The 20,294-nt window shown below is 66.4% G+C and carries 19 protein-coding genes; 5 read left to right on the top strand and 14 right to left on the bottom strand.

The genetic code is table 11. The features are described 5' to 3' along the window. Positions 1-12: 12 nt before the first annotated feature. From ACWD3I_RS06255 to ACWD3I_RS06270, 4 genes are all read right to left on the bottom strand, one after another. Complete coding sequence (locus ACWD3I_RS06255) at positions 13-639, bottom strand: DUF2637 domain-containing protein (RefSeq protein ID WP_365394868.1); 627 nt, start codon at positions 637-639, stop codon at positions 13-15. Between the two features lie 89 nt (positions 640-728). Further along, positions 729-2,105, bottom strand: coding sequence for an FtsK/SpoIIIE domain-containing protein (locus ACWD3I_RS06260; protein ID WP_365394866.1), 1,377 nt, complete (start codon positions 2,103-2,105; stop codon positions 729-731). Next, positions 2,105-2,464, bottom strand: a complete 360-nt coding sequence (locus tag ACWD3I_RS06265; RefSeq protein ID WP_046260708.1) for an SCO3933 family regulatory protein — start codon at positions 2,462-2,464, stop codon at positions 2,105-2,107. The genes ACWD3I_RS06260 and ACWD3I_RS06265 overlap by 1 nt, the downstream gene beginning before the upstream one ends. A 168-nt stretch (positions 2,465-2,632) precedes the next feature. After that, entirely contained in the window at positions 2,633-3,421 is a 789-nt protein-coding gene (locus tag ACWD3I_RS06270; RefSeq protein WP_046260707.1) for a GntR family transcriptional regulator, read from the bottom strand. A gap of 107 nt (positions 3,422-3,528) precedes the next feature. On the opposite strand from ACWD3I_RS06270, the gene ACWD3I_RS06275 reads away from it, so the two are divergent. The 5 genes from ACWD3I_RS06275 to ACWD3I_RS06295 all read left to right on the top strand — a co-directional run bounded on the left by ACWD3I_RS06275 (position 3,529) and on the right by ACWD3I_RS06295 (position 6,979). Continuing rightward, positions 3,529-3,936, top strand: coding sequence for an NUDIX hydrolase (locus tag ACWD3I_RS06275; protein WP_361554245.1), 408 nt, complete (start codon positions 3,529-3,531; stop codon positions 3,934-3,936). Positions 3,937-3,982: 46 nt separating this feature from the next. Beyond that, entirely contained in the window at positions 3,983-4,411 is a 429-nt protein-coding gene (locus ACWD3I_RS06280; protein ID WP_365394911.1) for an ATP-binding protein, read from the top strand. After that, on the top strand, positions 4,411-4,788 hold the full coding sequence (locus ACWD3I_RS06285; RefSeq protein ID WP_365394909.1) for a hypothetical protein: 378 nt from the start codon (positions 4,411-4,413) through the stop codon (positions 4,786-4,788). The genes ACWD3I_RS06280 and ACWD3I_RS06285 overlap by 1 nt, the downstream gene beginning before the upstream one ends. Before the next feature lie 444 nt (positions 4,789-5,232). Next, a complete protein-coding gene (locus ACWD3I_RS06290) occupies positions 5,233-6,294 on the top strand; it encodes a DUF262 domain-containing protein (protein WP_365394863.1) in 1,062 nt (353 codons plus the stop codon). Then, positions 6,287-6,979, top strand: coding sequence for an MAE_28990/MAE_18760 family HEPN-like nuclease (locus tag ACWD3I_RS06295; RefSeq protein WP_451084039.1), 693 nt, complete (start codon positions 6,287-6,289; stop codon positions 6,977-6,979). The genes ACWD3I_RS06290 and ACWD3I_RS06295 overlap by 8 nt, the downstream gene beginning before the upstream one ends. 405 nt (positions 6,980-7,384) lie before the next feature. Here ACWD3I_RS06295 and ACWD3I_RS06300 read toward each other — a convergent pair whose 3' ends face one another. The 10 genes from ACWD3I_RS06300 to ACWD3I_RS06345 all read right to left on the bottom strand — a co-directional run bounded on the left by ACWD3I_RS06300 (position 7,385) and on the right by ACWD3I_RS06345 (position 20,249). After that, positions 7,385-7,930 (bottom strand): hypothetical protein, encoded by a 546-nt coding sequence (locus tag ACWD3I_RS06300; protein WP_365394859.1) that lies wholly within the window; start codon positions 7,928-7,930, stop codon positions 7,385-7,387. Positions 7,931-8,294: 364 nt separating this feature from the next. Further along, positions 8,295-9,323, bottom strand: coding sequence for a tetratricopeptide repeat protein (locus tag ACWD3I_RS06305; RefSeq protein WP_365394857.1), 1,029 nt, complete (start codon positions 9,321-9,323; stop codon positions 8,295-8,297). 483 nt (positions 9,324-9,806) lie between these two features. Then, the gene (locus tag ACWD3I_RS06310; RefSeq protein WP_365394855.1) at positions 9,807-11,588 is read right to left on the bottom strand and encodes a stealth family protein; all 1,782 of its coding nucleotides are present in this window, start codon (positions 11,586-11,588) and stop codon (positions 9,807-9,809) included. A gap of 28 nt (positions 11,589-11,616) precedes the next feature. Further along, entirely contained in the window at positions 11,617-13,314 is a 1,698-nt protein-coding gene (locus ACWD3I_RS06315; protein WP_365394853.1) for a stealth family protein, read from the bottom strand. Positions 13,315-13,478: 164 nt separating this feature from the next. Next, on the bottom strand, positions 13,479-13,685 hold the full coding sequence (locus ACWD3I_RS06320; protein WP_365394851.1) for a DUF4287 domain-containing protein: 207 nt from the start codon (positions 13,683-13,685) through the stop codon (positions 13,479-13,481). A 55-nt stretch (positions 13,686-13,740) separates the two neighbouring features. Then, positions 13,741-15,735 carry a beta-galactosidase gene (locus ACWD3I_RS06325; RefSeq protein ID WP_365394849.1) on the bottom strand — a complete coding sequence of 665 codons (1,995 nt, stop codon included), beginning with the start codon at positions 15,733-15,735 and terminating at the stop codon, positions 13,741-13,743. Beyond that, on the bottom strand, positions 15,732-17,045 hold the full coding sequence (locus tag ACWD3I_RS06330) for a glycoside hydrolase family 36 protein (protein WP_365394847.1): 1,314 nt from the start codon (positions 17,043-17,045) through the stop codon (positions 15,732-15,734). The genes ACWD3I_RS06325 and ACWD3I_RS06330 overlap by 4 nt, the downstream gene beginning before the upstream one ends. 38 nt (positions 17,046-17,083) lie before the next feature. After that, positions 17,084-17,968 (bottom strand): carbohydrate ABC transporter permease, encoded by an 885-nt coding sequence (locus ACWD3I_RS06335; RefSeq protein WP_365394845.1) that lies wholly within the window; start codon positions 17,966-17,968, stop codon positions 17,084-17,086. Next, entirely contained in the window at positions 17,965-18,945 is a 981-nt protein-coding gene (locus ACWD3I_RS06340) for a carbohydrate ABC transporter permease (protein ID WP_365394843.1), read from the bottom strand. The genes ACWD3I_RS06335 and ACWD3I_RS06340 overlap by 4 nt, the downstream gene beginning before the upstream one ends. Positions 18,946-18,950: 5 nt before the next feature. Continuing rightward, on the bottom strand, positions 18,951-20,249 hold the full coding sequence (locus ACWD3I_RS06345; RefSeq protein ID WP_365394842.1) for an ABC transporter substrate-binding protein: 1,299 nt from the start codon (positions 20,247-20,249) through the stop codon (positions 18,951-18,953). Positions 20,250-20,294: the final 45 nt, after the last annotated feature.

A 20,294-nucleotide genomic window follows, 5' to 3' on the forward strand; every position in this document is an offset into this window, starting at 1 on the left:
GCGGGTCTCCTCTCAGAGCTGGGCGGCGATGGCTTCAGCCATGGGTACGGGAACGCCGAGGCGGGCGCGGAGGGTTGGGGTGTCGATCGGGGTGCCGGTGCGGGTGTGGTGTTCGGTGGCGACCTTGCGGGCGTGGTCGACCAGGGCGGTCGGGACGGGTACGGCTGGGTGCTCGGGCGGGGCTTCGATGGCTGGTTGGGCGGGTGATTCGGGGGCGGGTTCGGGCGCGTCCTCCTGGTCCTCGATGACCTCGGTGTCGTTGGCCGGCTTCGTCGTCGGACTGGAGTGGGCGAGGAGTGTTCCGCCGAGGAAGGCGACCGCGGGCCAGCCCGCGACGAGGATGCGCAGCCAGGCCGGCACCTGGTCCAGGTCGAGCAGTCCGGCGGTGGCAACGTTCGCGCCGAGGGATGCGGCAAGTGCGATGACGAACCAGCACCACCCGGCCGCTTTCGCCTCACCGGACCGGAGTCGACGCCAGGCGGCGACGAGCAGCAGGTCGACGGAGACGGGGTAGGCCCACGCTTTCCATCCGTCCTGTCCGGCCGCCGAGGCGATGTCGTGGATGTGGGCGAAGGACAGCGCGGCGGCGATCAGCGCCTGGACGAGCACCGCGTCGACGCGGGCCAGTTGGGCGCGCATGAGCGGCTCCTTCCGGGTTCAGGCATGGGAGGGGTAGGGACGTGGCGTGAGGCGGTCACGCCGACCGGAGTTGGAGGGTGGGAGGAAGGTCAGTCGGCGATCGGGCGTGGCTGGACCTGCGGCGCCGGGGAATCGACCGGTCGTACGGGCACGTGGGGCCGGAAGGGCTTGAGTGCGGGCAGGTCGGGGGCCAGGTGCGCGGAGTCGCGGCAGGTCTCGGCGGCGTCGCCGAGGGAGAGGTACGGCGTACGGATGCGGGACCAGCCGCCGGAGGTGTCACCGGCGACGGCCAGGCCGGGGCGTTCGGGGGCGATGGCGCAGGCGGCCATGACCGCCTCTGGGGCGATGTCGCCGAGTGCCATCTTGGCGGAGGCCTCGTCGTTGACGCGGTGGCAGACGCGGCCGGTCAGCTGGGCACGGAGCATGGTGGCGCCCTTGCCGAGTTCGGCACCGAAGCGCTGTCCGCAGACCTCCAGGTAGATGCCGGCGGCGCGGCCGAGTTGGGCGAGGCGGATGAGTTGGGTGACCATCTCGTCGCGGCGTTCCTCGTCCTTCCTGGTGGCGACGAGGAAGAGTTCGGCTACCTCGTCGACGAACAGCACGATCGGGGTGGGGCGTTCATGCTCGGGCAGGCCCCAGATGTCGGAAGTGATCTCCTCGTCAGGTGTGCTGGGGGCGATACCCTGCCGGGCCTTGATCAGGTCGTAGCGGTCCTCCATTTCCTTGACGAGCACGGGCAGCAGCTCAGCAGCCTGCTCCGGATCGGTGGCGAGGGCCGAGAGCCGGGCGGCGAAGGGCGCCAGCTCGACACCCCGCTTGCAGTCGATGCCGACCAGGGCGACCGGTTGCGGGGCGAGGCCGGTGATCAGGTGGCGCAGGTACATGGACTTGCCGGACAGGGTGGCGCCGAGGGTGAGTTGGTGCGGCATGGTGCGGTAGTCGCGTACGAAGGCGGTGGCGTCCTCGCGCAGGGCGACCGGGATGCGCAGGTATCCGGAGTCGACCTTGCGCGGCATCCGGACTTGCCGCAGGACGTCGAAGCCGACGAGCCGAAGTTCGACGACACCGGGCTTGATGGTGGTGACGTAGACGGCGTGAACGCCCCAGGCGTGGCGCAGTCGTTCGGCGGAGGCGGCGACGTCGGCGGGTTCCTGCCCCGGGGCGAGCCGGAGCCGCAACCGGAGCCCGGTCGACGTAGGACGGATGATGCCGCGACGCGGCGGCACGGGCCGTATCTCGCGTCGGGTGGTGGCTTTGACTGCCAGCACGCGCAGTCGGGATGGTGCGACGGTCAGGCCGCACGCTTCCATGACCGAGCTGTACGAGCTGAGCAGCCGGGCCGTGGATATCGGCAGGCCGACGGTCGACCAGTAGACCCCGGGGTGCTTGGCCCGGGCGTAGGCGGCCCCACCGCCGAGTGCGGCGACAGGACCACCCACCTCCAGGAGTGTCGTCAGGTCGGACATCAGGCAGCGGCCCCGGTAGCAGCAGCCGGGAACGCGGCCGGGGTGACGGCGGCGGCACGGAAGGCGATGCCGTGACGCTGCTGCCCGTTGAACACGCTCTCCCAGGGCCGGGCGATGAGCCCCGGCAGCGAGACCGGCGCACCGAGCGCCAACCCCTCCGAGATACCGCCCTCAGGAACGGTGACCTTGATCAGCGACGACTCGCCCTCCTCGATGTAGACGACGCCGATCGTCATCAGCGGCTCTCCGCTGACGGTGTCCATGGCCCGCTCGCCGGTCTGACGGTCGCGAACCTTCGGCTCCGGAGCCTCGGTCAGCAGGATCGTCGCGGCGGAGGCCTCAACACGGATGGTGCGCAAGGGAGTTCCCATATCTACTCGTCTATACATGATGCGTCCTGCGAACCCGATCTTCGGGATCACGCGGACCACTCTGTCACTCAACTTGCCCACTCGTCTATACGAGTATGCCTGTTTAGGTGTACGAGTCCGAGAACCGTCCCCGCGCACCACCGCAAACCATGACGATCAGGTCGCCGGAAGCTGGTACGACAGCACGTATGCGTCAGCCGCCATCACGGTGTCGCAGACCTCGACGGCCCGGCCCTCGGTGTCGAAGGCGGTCCGGATGAGGTGGATCACGGGTACGCCGGAGGCCAGGCGGAGCGTCTTCACCTCGGCCGGCGAGGGCATCCGGGCGCGGATCTCCTCTTCGAAGTGGTCGAGGCGGTGGCCGAGTTCTTCGAGGCGGGCGTAGATGCCGCCGGGCCCGGGATTGGGTTCGGCGATCTGAGTGCCGCGGGCGATGTCGAGGGGCAGGTAGGAGGTGGCGAACTCGACCGGGCGCCCGTCGAGGAGATACCGGCGCCGCCGGGCGAGTACGCGTCGTACGGAGCCAAGCCGGGTGGAGATGTCCTGGCTGGCCTTCTCTTCCTTGACCTCCAGACTGTCGACCTGGGGGTGACTGCCGGCGGCGTCGGCCTCGACGATGAAGGCGGACTTGCCTTGTTCCCGATGCCGCCGCGCGAACCGGTCGGAGGCGAGACGCCGTACGGGAGGTCGGGGCCGGACGAAGACGCCCTTGCCGTGCTCGGCGTGCACGAGCCCTTCCCCCTGGAGGATGGAGAAGGAGTTTCGGACCGTCATACGGGATACCCCGTAGTGATCGACGAGGTCGGCCTCCGAGGGCAGCTTGTCGCCCTCGCGGAATCGCCCACGGTCGATGGCCTCACGCAGCTGGTCGGCGATCTGCCGGAAGACCGCACGATCGCTCGTGGGGTCGAGATCGCCGAGAAGGCCGGAAGAAAGAGGGCTCACGCGTACTCCTTTAGGTATCTAGACGAGTGGGCGAGTCTTGTTGCTACGGTGGAGAGCCTAGCCAGCCGAGAGGGCCGAGGAACGTGAGCACTGACCGACCGCACTCCGTGAGCGTTGCCGGAGTGGTCGTCGACGCCCAGGGCCGGGCCCTCCTTATCCAGCGCCGCGACAACGGCAAGTGGGAGCCCCCGGGCGGCGTCCTCGAACGCGAGGAGACCATCCCCGAGGCCCTGCAACGCGAAGTCCTCGAAGAAACCGGCATCAAGATCGCACTTCCCGCGACCCTGACCGGCGTCTACAAGAACATGACGGGCCTGATCGTCTCGCTGGTCTTCCGCTGCGAAGCCGCCGACGGCACGCCCACCACCGGCGACGAAACCCGCGCCCTGCGCTGGGCCACCCGCGAAGAAGTCTCCGAACTCTCCGACGAGGCGTACGCCATCCGCGTCCTGGACGCACTCGACGCGACGTCCCCGCCGGCCATCCGCGCCCACGACGGCGTGAAACTCGTCTAGCCCGAACCCGCTGCACATGGCGGCCTACCAGCACGAAGGAACTTGTATGCACGAGTATACGAGTGCAGCCCGGGTCTGGGGGCTCACTTGCCCAGGTTTTCCAGAAGAGGTGAGCCGGGCCCGCCGCTGGACCCGCGACATCCTGCGCGGATCACCGCTGGCAGAGGACGCCGAGCTGATCGTGAGCGAGCTCAGCGCGAACGCGATCCTGCACACGGCCAGCGGCCGGGACTCTGGCAGCTTCCATCTGGCTCTGGCGGTGTCGGCACAGGTAATCGCCCTGTCGGTCACGGATGGCGGGGGTGCCGGCGCGGTCCCGAAGGTCGAGCACCAGGACCAGGAGGCCGAGCATGGCCGGGGCCTCGGCATGGTCACCGCGATCGCTCACCGTGTTGTGGTCCACGACAGCGATGGCGGCCACACGGTCACCGCGGAGCTCTTCACCGACGTACATACGGGAGGCCACCCGTGCTGATGAACGGACCCCGCCACGGCTACTGGTGCGAGTGCTGGACACAGGACCTCACCGAGGAGGAACGGCCGACGCTCCGAGCATCCCTCGAAGCCTACTCGGCTTCCCAGGCAGACAGATGGGTTGCGGTGACGCTCCGCACCATCTCTCCAGCTCTGGACTCTGACGCTTCCGACGTGGCGTGGGCCTGGCTCTCCCAGGGACGCATCGCAACCCGGCAAGCCCTCTTACGCTCCGAGCCCTGCACGGTCACGATCACCCATGCCCAGACCCGCATCACATGGACGATTCGGCCAGTGCTCTTCCTGCCGCTCGCCCACCGTCAGGGCGTCGAACTCCCAGCCTGCACGAACGACTTCAAGCCCCACGCGCCCGACTGAGTTACAACTTTCTCTACTGGTTCAAGGCGGCTCGCTCCGCTCCCCGCGCGCGGCCCGGCCCCCGGCCGGGCCTGCGCTCCTGTCTCCGCCCCGCTCCAGCCCGGCCGGCGCCCGTACCGCGCTCAAAGCATGCAGCCGTCTGACGCCAGAGAAGGGCTACGTCGTGGCTGGGGCGGTCGGCTCCACGGCTTTACGGAGCCACTTTGGCGCGAGCCTCGAAGATCATGGCCCCAACGTCGTGCTTTACCGGGCAGGTCCACAGACTGCCCGACGCGCCGGAAGCTTACGGGGCCATGATCACTCGCGCCAAAGCAGCGCCACCCCAAAGCCGCTCCACCGACCACTCGTTGTTCGATCCGAGAGACCTCCACAGGGTCACTCACATGAGTATGTTGGACATACTCCATCGAGGATGTACCTGGCCACCCAAGAGACAGGGACAACGTGTCTACGCCCGTCGCACCCACCGAACAGCGGACGCAGCTAGCAGCCCAGCGGCGCAAAGTCGATTTCGACACTTACGACGTCACTGTGGACGAACTCCTGCGGCGAGTCAGTAGAAAGCGGATCGACATCGCTCCTGTTTACCAGCGGCAATTCCGATGGGATAAGTCCCGCCAGTCGCGCCTAATCGAGTCAGTCATGCTGGGAATTCCCGTCCCTCCACTATTCATGGCGACCAATAGCGCCAGCGGAGAACAGACCCGCTGGGAAGTGGTCGATGGCCTGCAAAGGCTGCTGACTCTGGTAAATTTCGCCGGAGATGAGCAGACGAGAAACGCCGCAAATCTGGACGGCGACCCTCTTCGCCTCACCGACCTTGAGAAGCTGAGTACCTTCGAAGGCTTCGCATTCGACGGATTCCCTGAGGACATTCGCACCACATTCGAAGATCGACCACTCAAGATCATCATTCTCAATGATAAGAGCGAACTGCAAGTGCGCTACGACTTGTTCGAGCGTCTGAACACCGGCGGCATCGAGCTGACCGACCAGGAGATCCGCGAGTGTGTATATCGGGGGGAATTTGTCAACCTCCTTGGAAGGCTTGCCAAAGATGACAACTTCAACACCGTTGTCAAGCTTCCTGTCGCCCGCCAAAAGGACGGGACTCGCGAAGACTACGTCCTTCGATTCTTCGCCTTCCTTGACCGCTACCAAAAATTCGAGCACTCGGTCAAAGATTTCCTCGACGAATTCATTGCAGACGCCCACAAGGCACCAAAAATCTCGTCGAGGGAAGCCGTATTTAACAGCACCTTCTCGTACTTGGCCTCATGTTTCCCCGACGGCCTCAAGAGCCGGAAGGGACAGACTCCTGTGAACCTCTTCGAAGCCGTATCTGTAGGAGCCGCCCTAGCCCTCCGTGAAAACCCTAAGCTTAGGGTCCCCAACATGGATTGGGTGTTCTCAGATGAACTTCGAGCTTTTGTGACTGGCGCCACCAACAGCAGGCCGCGCGTACGCGGCCGCATTGAGCTCGCCAAGGGCAAGTTCCTTGGCTAGGCGCCCGATCTTTGACCGTACCCCGGTAGAGAAAGAGTTTCGACAACGAATCGCGGTTGTACACAAACTCCTTGACGCTACAGACTCATCTCCAGGCGCCGCAGGAGCAACATCCACTATTGACGTCTCGCGAGAAGCCAGAGGTCTCAGCATCGTGCTCCTGTACGCGGCGTATGAGAATCTCCTCAAGGGGATTTCGCGCACCCTCCTGGAATCTGCTGTTCAATTGAAGCTCGGGAACAGAAGACTCAAGCCGGAATTTCAGATATTCGCTATTCACGCGAAGCTGCAGGCGCTTACCGATATTTCTGCGCCTCAAATCTGGAAGGGCTCTGGAAGAGGGGTGATCGATGCGCTTCTCGACAAGGCATGTTCAATAAACTCGAACATTTTTCCAAACGACGGAAGTCACATGAAAACCGCCCAGGTAGTCACACTGTGCGAAGTGTACGGCTTGAATCCTCCCGGCCCTATTCTTCGGGAAGCCTGGGGGCGCATTAACACCGTCGTTTCTGAGCGCAACAGCATCGCTCACGGCCAGCGAACACCCGAAGAGGTTGGCCGTAACTATTCCATCGGAGAACTCAGGAATCTAGTGGATATTTGGGAGCGGAGATGGTGTGAGTTCCTGGCGGACGTGGAAAACAAGGCGTCGACTAGAGAATTCTACCGTGAGCCTCGCTAGAAGGCTTCCCCCAGAGAGCCCGGCGAGCATCCCCTGGATCAATGTTCCACCAAATTTATGCGGGCGGCGCAGAAGGCTCTCAAATAGCTATATGTCAGCTATATTTCCCGACCGACGCTTCCTTCAACGTTGGCTCTGGTTGACCGATCGGTTGGATTGTCCTCAAGAAATGGGTCTCAACTCTATCCGTGAACCAGAAAGGAGATCTTACTCAGACTGAGATAACTGGGGAACTGGAGATTCACCGAGGGCCACACACCTTCGGAAGACCCACCGTCTTCAGGGAAGGAGTGACTGGCGGTACGAAGACATTATGGTCAAGCTATCCTTCGGCCCGTTCCCGAGAATTACGATGGCTCCCTACGCCAGGTAGGCCCGGAGTAGGCATAATTCACAGCCAACTCATCACCCCACTTCCATGTTTAGAATTATGGATGCACGCATCCCGAGGTCAGAAATGGAAACACCTGACACAGAGCGTGCTTGTTCATATTTTTCCTCCTCTTCTTCCTCCCATTTGAATTCAATCCCAGCCATAGTTAGGACCTTCCATTCGTTATTCAGGGCGGCAATGATAGGACCCGCCAGGAGTGCAAGCTCAGCGGGCCCCGCCAAAAGCAGGTCAGTGGATTGGGCCTTCAAGTCTTTCAAACGATCACTAAGTGAAGTACTTTCACTAAATGTCTCAAGCCATACCTCAGGGGCTTCTTGATCCACCTTAAGCTTGACGAGCTTGAGCATGAACAAATCAAGATCTCGCTCGATCTCGGAAACAGTTATCAAATAATTCCGATACGCTTCTCTGCGTTCAGAGCGTACTGTTTTCTTATGCTCCAACTTCGCCTGATCGCGTATTTGGTGCCGAGCTGCAAAATAGGCCAAAACGCCAGTACCCAGCGTTCCGGCAACACCCACGCACGCTCCGAGCACCGCAGCTGTCCCCTGATCCATTTATGCATCATGCCCACATGACCTACTCAAGTGCTGCCACTTGGCAGGAAATTGCTTACGAAGGTCAATGTGCACAGCCCGGCCGCGGACGAAAAAACGTCAACGTGGACAGCCATGAACGCTCTTCCGAGGACGAGCTGAAGAGCAGGCGCAGAACCGAGAGATTCCGTGCCACAGTCGTGTCAGATGCGGAGTCATGCACGGTCAACAGCGAGTACGAGCAGGTGCATCCGTGCCCGCTAGCTCGGCCAGAGAGGTCGCAGGTCACCCCCAAGAATTCCAGCCTCTCTCCTTTAAGGCGCTGGCACACAGCAAGAACTACGACCACTTGTGCTGCTCTATCAGGACAGGTTGGGCCGGAACGTCAGTACGTCGAGAGTCCCATGATCTGCTGAAAGTCCGGGTCATCACGCAGCCCTCTGAAGTAGTCGTCCAAGTGCCCGCGGACGAGGCTGATGCCGCCGAGGCTGTGCAACTGACGTAGTTCGACGATCGCTTCCTCGCGGCGACCGGCCAGGGCATACACGCCAGCCAGGTTGTAGGCGATGTCTGTGATCTCGTAGGTGGCCGTGGCGTATCGTCTGGCCAACAGCAGATCAGCCTCCGCCTGGGCATATTTTCCAAGGCGCTTGGCCATCGCCCCTCGATAGGCGAACAGCCGCGCGACCAGGTTCGCTTCAGCGTCGTCTGGAACCAGAGCGATCGCCTCGTTCACCGCCCGCAATGCAGAGAGGTCAGATGAAGGCCCTCCCCTGCTGTTCGCATGCGCCACGCCTCGGGCGAAGTGAACCTCCCAGTCCGCGTCCACCTCGCCCACATATCGATCGAAGCGCTCCGCCGCCTCAACCCACCGTCGCTCAGCCATAAGTGCCTTGGCCAGGTTCAGTTCGACGTCGGGTGACACGGCGTCTCCCGCGGCACGGTCCCGCAGGACACTCATCACGGCTTCCATCTCTGCCAACGCCTCGCGCACCCGCTGGTCCGCAGCAGCAGTTCCAGTGATCAAGCTTGCGGTGTCGACACCTGCCTGACTAAGTGATTCATGCAGACCGCGACTTGCTCGGGGGGCAAGCAGCACCGCCCGCTCGTACACCTCGTCACTGGTGATGTTCTGACGGTGCTTGGTCAACAGCTGGTAGACAAAGAGCAGAGTCAGCGGGACGTCCACCACCGCAGCAACCGCGAACATCCCCGGCACCCAGCCCGGCGAGCTGGCAGTGACCGCACCCGTGATGAACGCAGGAACTGAGACCAGGAGCAGCACAAGCACTGCAGCCAGCAACTGAGTGGGAGAGAGAACACCACTGGGGTCGATCTGCTGGTTGCCAAGCACTGAGGTCAGCAACTGCGCCGGTGCGGTCTCACGGCTGGTGTGGGTCTGTTCGTTAGCCACCCTCTTATAGTGGCGTGGCCGAGCCCTTTGACGAGGGTGATTGAGCAAAGCAGACAAGGTGTCAACTGACGGTTCGTCGGTTGATCAAGTGTCGGCATGTCTAGTCACTTCAGCGGGATAAGCCGCTCCGATCCCCGTCAATGCCCATGGGCACGTGGACGACGAAGAGTTCGCCGATCGCCTCACTAAACATGGGCAAGTGTGAGCGCCTCATCTGGCTCCACCGTCTCAGTTTCCGTCTCATTCAGCCCCGTTCACGGCCGTTCAGCGAGGACCGCCGCTCAGGATCACCACACATCCCAGCCGCCCATGAACCCAGGTGAACGCCCCTGCACACACCCCGCCGTCCCACCCCCACAGTTGGAAAGCGTGTTGGGGGCAACCCCTCACGAGTTCGAATCTCGTATCCTCCGCCAGTGCCTCACCGGGCACGATGTCGAAGGGCCCCACCGTTCGCGGTGGGGCCCTTCGTCGTTGTCCGGGTCAGAGGGTTTCGCCGGCGTGCTGGGCCGTTCTGTGGAGGACGGGGTGGGCGGGGGTTCGGGTCGTTGATTCGTAGCGGCTCGGGAAGGGGTACTTGCGTTCCAGGAAGGCGCTGATGGCCGCCTGGGCCGCCGATCTGGCCTCGGGGGGCGTGTCCACGTCGTTGAGGCAGAAGAAGTCGACGTCCTCGCCGGCCGCGAGGCGGGACAGTCGGCGGCGCATGTCCGGGGTGCCGAGCTGGACGTAGCGGAAGCGGTAGTCGGCCGGGACGGCGCGGGCGGTCGCCATCGCCCAGTGGTGGTGGAGGGTCGATGCCGGAGCCACGTCGGACGTCGAGCGGAAGCGGGAGTACGAGGTGCGGTCCAGCTCCTCGATGCCCAGGCTCTCCATCTCCCGCATCACCGACAGCAGCTGGGGGTGCGGGGTGTGCAGGGACTTGTTGGTGATCTGTCTGCCGTGGAAGCGGCTGATGATCTCGCGGGCGTTCTTGCCCGCGGAGTTCGGGGCCGGTTCCAGGGGGTGCGGGGCGCCTATGCCCAGCTTCAGCGGGGAGAGGGGGATGCGGGCGATGCCGTTGCCGTGGAAGAAGTGCTCGGCCCCTACCGGACGGTTGATGAAGACGTCGTCGTTGAAGTAGAGGTAGTGCTCCGACAGGCCCGGGATGTGGTGCAGGCGGCTCTCTATCGCGTGGGAGTTGAAGACGGGGAGCGCGTCCGCCGGGAGGATGTCCCGGTGGTCGATCACGGTCAGGCCCTCCGCCTGCGGGTCCAGCCAGTCCGGGATCTGGGAGTCGGTCACCAGGTAGACGTGCCGGACGAAACCGGCGTACATCTCCAGCGAGCGCAGGGCGTACCGCAGCTCGTCATGGCTGGTGTAGCGGGAGGCACCGGTCTCGCGCGGGGCGATGGTGTTGTGGGAGAGCGCCTGGTGGGCTCGGCGCTTGGCCGCCATCGCCGGGTCGTCGCCGTCGACCCAGGTGTAGACGGCGTCGACGGGGAAGCGCACCTCGTCGATGCCGGGTTCGGCGAACGGGGCGAACGTGGGCACGCCGCGATGGCGGCCCGCGACCACGGCGGGGCGTTGCGCCGTGAGCGGGAGCACCTCCGACACCGGGTTGTGGCGTGGGGCGACCAGTGCCGGGCCGAAGACGTCCGGCATCCGGCTGCCGGGCACGGTGAGCCAGGAGGGGTCCGTGCCGAGGTCCCGGCCGTGCCGCCAGAACTCGATGTCACAGCCCGTTTCGAGACCGGTGAGGACCTGGCCCTCGGGGCCCAGGCGCACCACGCCGGTGCGGAGCACCTCGGCCCGCCGGAGCGCCCGCGGCAGCTTCCCGTCGGCCCACAGCGCCGCGGCGGTCACCCCGCCGTCCGGTCCCACGGCCCCGACGTACCCCACACCGGAGGCGAAGCGCTGGGCGGCCCGCGGGAGGATCGTGCCGCGGTACGTCTCCGCCACGCCGATGACCTGGCGCGGCACCCCCTGTCCGTGGTCGGCGGGGACCAGGAAGTACGGGACGCCGAGCCCGTCCAGCAGGGTGCAGACCCGTTCGAGATCGGCCTCGACGGCGTCCGCGGCGGTGTATCCGGCGACTGTACGGCCGTACAGCCGCGTCGGTCCGAAGGTGACCCGGCGCAGCCCGGGGACGGCGGCCCGCAGGCGCCGGCGGGCCCGGGCCGTGCGCAGCGCCCAGAGCCGGGCCGCGAGCCGGAGTCTCAGGCGTACGAGAAAGTCCCGGACCGTTCGGATGCCCCCCGGCATTCCGAAGCGGTCACGGATGTCCATGCCCCCCATGTCCTACCCCCCGGCCCCGTCAGCTCTGCTTCTCGTACGGGCTCGGGAAGGGGAAGTAGTCCTCCAGGAACTCGTTCATCCGGACGCTCACCTGCTCCCGTTCCTCGGGCGGCACGTCGACGTCGTTGAGGCAGAAGAAGTCGAAGCGGCGGTTGCGGCGCAGGTCGGCCAGGCGTCGGTCGGCGTCCGGGCGGCTGATGTTGACGTACCGGAAGCTGTACTTGCCCGGCAGGCCGTGGCCGGTCATCAGGGCGTACTGGTAGAGCAGCGGGGCCGTCACCGCGATGTCCTGCGGGGAGCGGAAGCGGGAGGCCGTGGTGCGGCGGATGTCCTCCGGGAAGAGCTCTTCGAGCACCTGGTGGGTTCGGCGCTGCTGGGGCAGCGGAGTGTGCATGAAGTTGTTCGTCGTCATCCGCCCGAATCTCTCCAGCAGGAGCCGGCGGACGTTCTTGCTGGCGGAGTTGGTGGCCGTCTCCTCGGCGTGCGGCTTGCCGACGCCGATCTTGAGCGGGGACACCGGGATCTTCATCAGGCCGCTGCCGTGGAAGAAGTGCTCCGGGGTGACCCGGCGGCCGACGAACACGTCGTCGTTGAAGTAGAGGTAGTGGTCCGACAGGCCCGGGATGTGGTGCAGCCGGGTCTCGATCGCGTGCGAGTTGAAGACCGGCAGGACGCCCTCGGGGAAGATGTCGCGGTGGTCGACGACCGTGATCCCGGGGGCCGTGTCGTCGAGCCAGTGCGGCTTCTGGCCGTCGGTCACGATGTAGATGTGCCGGACGAAGTCGGCGTACATCGCGAGCGAGCGCAGCGAGTACTTCAGCTCGTCGTGGCTGGTGTAGCGGGAGGCGTTGGTCTCCTTGTCCAGGATCTCGGCGGTGCCGCGGTCCTGGTGGCGGGCCCGCTTGGCCCGCATCTCGGGCTCCTCGCCGTCGACCCAGGTGTAGACGACGTCGACGGGGAAGGTCACGTCGTCGATGGTCGGCAGGGTGAGCGGGACGAAGCTCGGCAGCTCGCGGTCGCCGACCCGGACGGTGGCGGGCTGCTGCTCGGAGGCCGGGAGGACGTCGGTGATGCCGTTGTTCCGGGGTGCGACGAGAGAGTCGGCGAAGATGTCCTCGGACGCCTGCGGCTGCACCTTGGCCAGCCGCCGGGGGCCGTCGGCGGAGGCGAGGAGTTCGGCGCCGTCCTCCCAGAACTCGATGTCGCAGGCGAGCTCGGGACCGGCGAGCAGCTGGCCCGAGGGTCCGAGGTGGTTCTCCCCGACCCGCAGGATGGGGGCGGTCCGCAGCCCGGCAGGCAGCGCGCCGTCCATGAACAGCGCGGGGTGCTTGAGCTTTCCGCCGGGCATCGGGCGGCCGATGAAGACCGCCTTGCCCTCGTTCTGCGTCTCCAGGGCGGTGAGCAGGCGCTCCCGGTCGACGACGTTCACGCCGACCGTGTGCCGGGTGCGGGCGGCCGGCACCAGGAAGTACGGGATCCCTTCCTGCTCCAGCGCGGCGACGACCAGGCCGAGGTTGGCGGCGGCCGCCTCGGCGGCGCTGAACCGCGTCACGACCCGGCCGTAGAGCTGCTGGCCGCGCACCGCCACCGGGCGGAGCACCGGATCCGTGACCGCGGCCCGGCGGCGCCGCCGCATGGTACGCAGCTGCCACACGCTCTCGGCGGCCTTCCGCTCGACTCGCGGGCGCATCCGCCGGGCAAAGGAACGCACGGTCACGTTCTGAGCTCCTCTTCCATGAACCTGTCGAACATCTCTGCGTAAGGCAGACAGACGTATGTGACGGAAGGTTGTAGAAGAGTTCTCCGGGATTTAACGGACCAAGAGGTTCCAGAACAGCTGAACCACAGCCGGGAGTGGTAATGGGCCCGGGAGCCGGTGGGTCACTTGCCCTCGGCCAGGGTGTGCGCCACCAGCGCGTTGGCGTGGCCGTGGCCGAGGCCGTGTTCCGTCTTGAGCCAGGTGACGAGCTGCATGTGCCGGGTCAGCGGGGAGGTGCGGATCAGGTCCTGCCAGTGGGCGATCGGGTGGCCGTACTTCTTCTCGATGGAGGGGAAGTAGGAGGCGGGGCCCTTCACGGGTCCGGTCATGTGCGTCACGTCCTCTCGTAGGTGTCGCCACTATGACCGGTGCCCGCGGAGAAACTCATCGCCACCCGCGCGGCTCCCTCACCACCGCCACCTCGCCCGCCGCGACGGTGACCACGCCCGGCACCGGCTTCCCGGTGAGCAGCTCGGTGGCCTCGCCGGACACCGAGATCTCCGCGCTCGCCCCGGTGTGGTTGATCAGGAAGAGGTAGTCCGCGTCCGCACCGCGCCGCAGCACCGCCTCCACACCCTCCGGAGCACTGAGGACCGGCATCACTCCCGCCTCCGTGCGGATGCGGTCCAGGAGAGCTGCGAGCGTCGCCGGGTCCGGCTGTGTGGCCAGGTACCACGTGGTGCCCATGCCGAAGGAGTTGCGGGTCACCGCGGGTACGTCCGCCAGCGGGCCGGTCGTGTACGTCGTGATCGCCTCCGCGCCCGCCAGACGCACCCGTTCCGACCACAGCCGCGCCGAACCGCCGTCGCTCAGCTCCACCGACTCACCCGGCAGCAGCGGGAACAGCTCGTCCGTGCGCACCCCGAGCGCCTCGCGGAACGCACCCGGGTAACCGCCCAGCCGCACATGGCAGTTGGCGTCGACCGCGCCGCTGTGGAAGCCCACGGCCAGCGTGCCGCCGCGCTCCGCGAAGCCCGTCAGATTCGCCGCGCCCTCGTCATCTACCAGGTACAGGCTGGGCGCCAGCACCAGGCGGTACGACGACAGGTCCGCCTCCGGGTGAACGAAGTCCACCGCGATGCCCGACCGCCACAACGGCTCGTACCAGGCACGGACCAGCTCCTGGAAGCGGAGCTCCGCGCTCGGCTGCGAGGGCAGTTCCAGGGCCCAACGGGCGTCCCAGTCCCAGACGATGGCCACCTGCGCCGGAACGGTCGAGCCGCGCACCTCCCCCAACGCCTTCAGATCCGCGCCCAGTCGGACCACGTCACGCCAGATCCGGCTGTCCGTCCCCGCGTGCGGCAGCATCGCCGAGTGCCACTGCTCGGCGCCCGCCTTCGCCGCCCGCCACTGGAAGTAGGCGATGCCGTCGGCGCCCCGGGCCACATGGGCCAGCGCGTTGCGGCGCAACTCCCCCGGATTCTTCGCCCGGTTGACCGGCTGCCAGTTCACCGCGCCCGTCGAGTGCTCCATCAGCAGCCAGGGCCCGCCGGCCAGCGAGCGGACCAGGTCGCCGCTGAGCGCGAGGTCGATGTGCGACTCGGGGTCGGTGGACTGGAGGTAGTGGTCGTTGGAGACCACGTCCAGCTTCTGGGCCCAGCGCCAGTAGTCCAGCGCGTCGAAGTTGTGCATCACCATGAAGTTGGTGGTCGCGGGGATCTCCGGCGCCGCCTCCCGCAGGACCTCGCGTTCCGCCTCGCACAGCGAGAGCAGTGCGTCGCTGCAGAAGCGGCGCCAGTCCAGCTGGTGGGTGGGGTTGGGGACGGCGCCCGTGGCGCGGGGCGGGATGATCTCGTCCCAGTCGTAGTACCACTGGCTCCAGAAGCGGGTGCCCCAGGCGTCGTTGAGCGCCTCCAGACTGCCGTACTTCTCGCGCAGCCAGCCCCGGAACGCCGCCGCGCTCTCCTCGCAGAAGCACTCCGGGTTGTGACAGCCGTACTCGTTGTGGACGTGCCACATCACGACCGCCGGGTGGCCGGCGTACCGCTGCCCGAGCGCACGGGCCATCCGCAGCGCCGCCTCGCGATAGGCCGGGCTCGACGGGCAGAACGTCTGGCGGCTGCCGTACGACAGTGCCCTGCCGTCCTTGTCCACGGGGAGCGCCTCGGGGTGCTCGACGAAGAACCACGCCGGCGGTGCCGCCGTCGGGGTCGCCAGGTCCGCCGCGATGCCGTGGGCGTAGAGCATGTCGAGGACGCGGTCCAGCAGGGAGAAGTCGTACGCGCCCTCCTTCGGCTCCAGGAGCGCCCAGGAGAAGATCCCGACGCTGACCATGGTCACGCCGGCCTCGACCATGAGGCGCATGTCCTCGGCCCAGACCTCCTCGGGCCACTGCTCGGGGTTGTAGTCGCCGCCGTAGGCGATGCCCTGCGGGATCATCGGGCGTCTCCGCTCAGGAGTCGGCGGGTCGTCTCCACACCCCACTGGTCCAGGGACAGCAGCCGGTCGCTCGACGCCATCAGACCGCCGGTCGCCTCCACATGGGCCGCCCAGCGTTCGCGGGTCTCCACGGCCGGGCGGGCCATCAGACAGTCGGGGTCGTTGACCCAGAACCGGCCGTGCTGCCACTGGCGGCCGACACCCGTGAACTCCGCCGGGTCCTGGCCGGGCTGGCTGTAGTCGTCGGCCTCGGGGCGGCGGTGCGGGGCCGTGTCGGGGCTGACGCGCATGGCGTCGAAGAGGCCGATGGAGGGCAGGAGCGGGGCGCCGCAGCCCAGGAGGTAGGCGTCCTCGCCGATCGCCTCGCGGATCAGCTCGATGCCCTGGCGGTACGCCGTGAGGGGGTCCGCGTCGGAATGCCGCACGCCCTCCAGCGCGCCCGCGTACAGGAAGTCGACCTTGAAGTAGTCGTAGCCCTCGGCGCGCAGCGTCCGGAAGACGTCCGCCAGATACTCCGCCGCCTCCGGGTGGGTCGTGTCCAGGACGCTCAGGTCGTGGCCCCAGTTGCGGCCTGCGTGCAGGAAGCCGCCGTCGAGGTCCTTGACCAGCCAGTCGGGGTGCTCGGCGGCCAGGTCGCTCGCCGGGTCGACGAGGAAGGGTGCCGTCCAGATGCCGGCCCTTCTGCCCCGCGCCCGGATGGCGTCCGCGATGCCCTGGCGGGAGCGGAAGCGGCCGGAGAGGGTGAGCCAGTCACCGAGGGCCTTCTGGTAGCCGTCGTCGATCTGGACGACGGCGATGGGCAGGTCGAGGGTGTCCATCGCGCGGAGGTTCTCGTGGATGTCGTCCTCGGTGACCTGCGTGAAGTACTCGTACCAGGAGCACCAGACGGTGGGCGCCGGGCGCGGGGGAGCCACCTCCAGCGAGGCGGCCCAACTCCCCAGTACCTCCTGGATGCCCGTGCCCGTCCACTCCTTCACCGGCCCGTCGGCGCTGATCTCCGCCAGGTCACCGGTGACGGCCAGCCGGATCGACGGGACCTCCCGGGTCGGGTCCACGGCGGCCCAGAGGCGGACCGCCGAGCCGTCGCCCGGGTCCAGGGCCAGCAGCCCCTCGCCCTGGAAGGTGCCGTGGGGAACCGTGACGCCCGGCCGGTAGCAGACCGTCGCCCAGTTGTCGTTCGTCGGGCGGTACGGCTTGTCACCGAGGGCGTAGGCGCCGCTGGGGCTCCAGGACTGCCAGCCCTCCTCGTGGACACGGGCCGTGCGCGCGTCCACGGGCACGGAGGCGACCGGGGTGAAGGAGTGGGACACGGTGGTTCTCTTTCAAGAAGGGGCTGCGGTGGAAGGACTCAGCCCTTGTTGGCGCCGAGCGTCAGACCGCTGACGAACTGACGCTGGAGCACGAAGTACACGATGAGCGTGGGGATCGCGGTGAGCAGGGCGCCCGCGGCGACCAGGTTCGGGTCCGTGAAGTACGTACCGGAGAGGTTGTTGAGCGCCGAGGTGATCGGCATGTTCTCGCCGGTGGAGATGAGGACCAGGGCCCAGAAGAAGTCGTTGTAGATCCAGATGGACAGCAACGTGCCCAGGGCGGCCATCGCGGGCTTGCACAGCGGGAGCGTGATCTGCCAGTACTGCCGCCACACGGAGGCGCCGTCGACGAGGGCGGCCTCGGTCAGTTCGTGCGGGAGCGAGCGCATGTAGTTGCTCAGTACGAACGCGCAGAAGCCGGACTGGAACGCCACGTGGATGAGGACCAGGCCGAGTGCGGAGTCGTACAGCTTGCCGGACATGGTGATGCCGGGCAGGTCGATGAGCAGGTACAGGCGGTACAGCGGGGTGATGATGACCTGCTGGGGGAGCAGGTTGCCCGCGGTGAAGAGCAGCAGCAGGGCGAGGTTGAGGCGGAAGTCGAAGCGGCTGACGTAGAAGGCCACCATCGAGGAGAGGAACAGGGTCACCAGCACCGCCGGCACGGCGATGATCACCGTGTTGACGAAGTAGTGCGTCATGTCCGACTGCGTGAACGCGTTGGTGAAGTTGTCGAAGCTCAGCTTGTCGGGCCAGGAGACATAGCCCTTCTCGCTGGTCTCCGCGTACGGCCGCAGGGCCGCGTAGATCGCCCAGAGCAGGGGGGCGAGCCAGGCCAGGGCCATGGTGGCCAGGACGACGTGCAGCAGGACCCGGGCGGGGCGCACCGGTGTCCTCGGCTTCTTCAGAGCGAGGGTGCTCATGCGCGCCGCTCCTTCCGGAACGTGGACACCAGATAGGGGATGATCACGACGAGCGAGATCAGCAGCAGCACGACCGCGATCGCCGATCCGTACCCGATCCGGCTGGACTCACCGATGATGTTGTTGGTCACGAGGATCGACAGCAGCTCGGTGCCCTCGGCGCCCTTGTTGAAGACGAAGACCAGGTCGAAGGCGCGCAGCGCCTCGATGATCGTGACGACCAGGACGACCGTGTTGGTGGGCCGCAGCACCGGGAAGATGACGTTCTTGAACGTCTGCCACTCGCTCGCCCCGTCCAGCGCGGACGCCTCCCGCAGGGAGGGGTCGACGCCCTTCAGGCCGGCCAGGTAGAGGATCATCATGTACCCGGTGTGCCGCCAGGAGGCGGCGATGAGGATCGCCCAGAGGTTGAGGTCCGGGTCGCCGATCCAGTCGATGTAGTGGCCGGGCTTGTTGGCCCCGATGACGCTGTTGATCAGGCCCGTGTCGGGGTTGTAGACGAGCTGCCAGACAAATCCGATGACGGCCATGGACAGCACGACCGGCAGGAAGAAGGCCGTCTGGTAGACCCGGCTGAACTTGATCTTCTTGTCCAGCTGCACGGCCAGGAACAGGCCGAGCGGGGTCGGGATGCAGATGAGCACCACGAACCAGATGACGTTGTGCTCGACGGCGGGCCAGAACTGCGGGTTGTTGGTGAACAGTTCCTTGAAGTTCTCGAGCCCGACCCACTGGATGGAGTCGAAGCCGATGCCGTTCCAGGAGGTGAAGGCGAGGAGGATCGACGCGAGCGCGGTGACCCAGACCAGGGCCACGTGCAGGATCGTCGGCAGGCCGGCCATGAAGCCGAGCGTGAGCCGGTCGCGGCGGGTGAGCAGGCGCTTGTGTCCCTGCGGGACCCGCTTCTTGACCGGGGCAGTGCCCGAAGGCGGCTCGGGGGCCGCCTCCGGGGACTTCGTGGGGGTGTCGGTGGTCATCGTGGTCAGCTGGACGCGAAGATCGTCTTCTTCTGGCGCTCGATCGAGCTGAGCAAGCTGTCGATGCCCTTGGGATCGCGCACGAACTTCTGCAGCGCGGGCTGCATGACCGTCGAGGTGAAGTCGGGGCGGCTGTCGCGGTCCATGAACTGGGTGAGGCTCTTGGCGCCCGAGATCATCTCGTACGCCTTCTTCTGGATGGCGGTGTACGCGTCGGTGGAGGCCTTGGTGGAGGCGGCGACCACGCTGGGGTCCGACTTGAGGTAGATCTCCTCGGCGGCCGGGGTGCCCAGGTACTCCAGGAGCTTGACCGCACCGGCCTTGTTCTTCGGGCTCTTGCTCATCATGAAGCCGTCGGTCGGGGCCTCGACGGTGTCCTGGCCGTACGCCGGGTCGATCTCCGGGAAGGCGAAGAAGTCGAGGTCGTCCAGGGCGGCCTTGTCGGTGAACTGCTGGGCCACGAAGGTGCCGAGGAGGTACATGCCGGCCTTCTTGGAGGCCAGGGTCTGGGCCGCGTCCTGCCAGGTGCGGCCGGTGGCGCCCTCCTGGTGGTACGGGAGGATCTCGGTCCACAGGTCGAAGACCTTGCGCACCTTGGCGTCGGTCCAGGCGGCCTTTCCGGCCATCAGGTCGACGTGGAAGTCGTAGCCGTTCTGGCGGAAGTTGATCTGGTCGAAGGTGCCGAGCGCGGGCCAGGCGTCCTTGTCGCCGAAGGCGATCGGGACGAGCTTGTCCTTCTCCATCTGCTTGCACAGGGCGACCAGCTGGTCCCAGGTGGTGGGGACTTCGTAGCCGTACTGCTTGAAGACGCTCTTCCGGTAGAAGAGCGCCCACGGGTACGAGTAGAGCGGCACGAAGTAGTACTTGCCGTCCTCGCCCTTGCTGAGCTTCTTCATCGCCTCGGGGAAGTTGCCCCCGATGGTCTGCCACACGTCGTCGATCGGGGTGGCGAGGCCCTTGGCCGCGAAGAACTGCATCCGGTAGCCCGCGAACCAGGTGAACACGTCGTCCGGCGTGCCCTGCAGGTAGGCGTTGATCTGCTCCTGGAAGGTGTTGGAGTCCTTGGTGTTCACGTCGACCGTGATCCCGGAGTCCTTCTTGAAGCCCGCGTAGATGTCCGCGAAGGCCTTCTTCGGCACCGGGTCGGACGCCTTGGAGCCGAGGGTGACCGTCTTCGGGTCGGACGAGGCTCCGCTGCCGCCGCAGGCGCTCAGCAGGGGGATGCCGGCACCGAGCACGGCGGCGCCGCCTATGCCGCGCAGGACGGAACGGCGGCTCGCGGAGGGGAGGGAGAAGTCGGGCATGAACGGCTCCTGAGGGGCAGGGTTCGGCCAGGCAGGGGAGTGTGT

It is taken from the genome of Streptomyces sp. NPDC002817 (assembly GCF_053592055.1).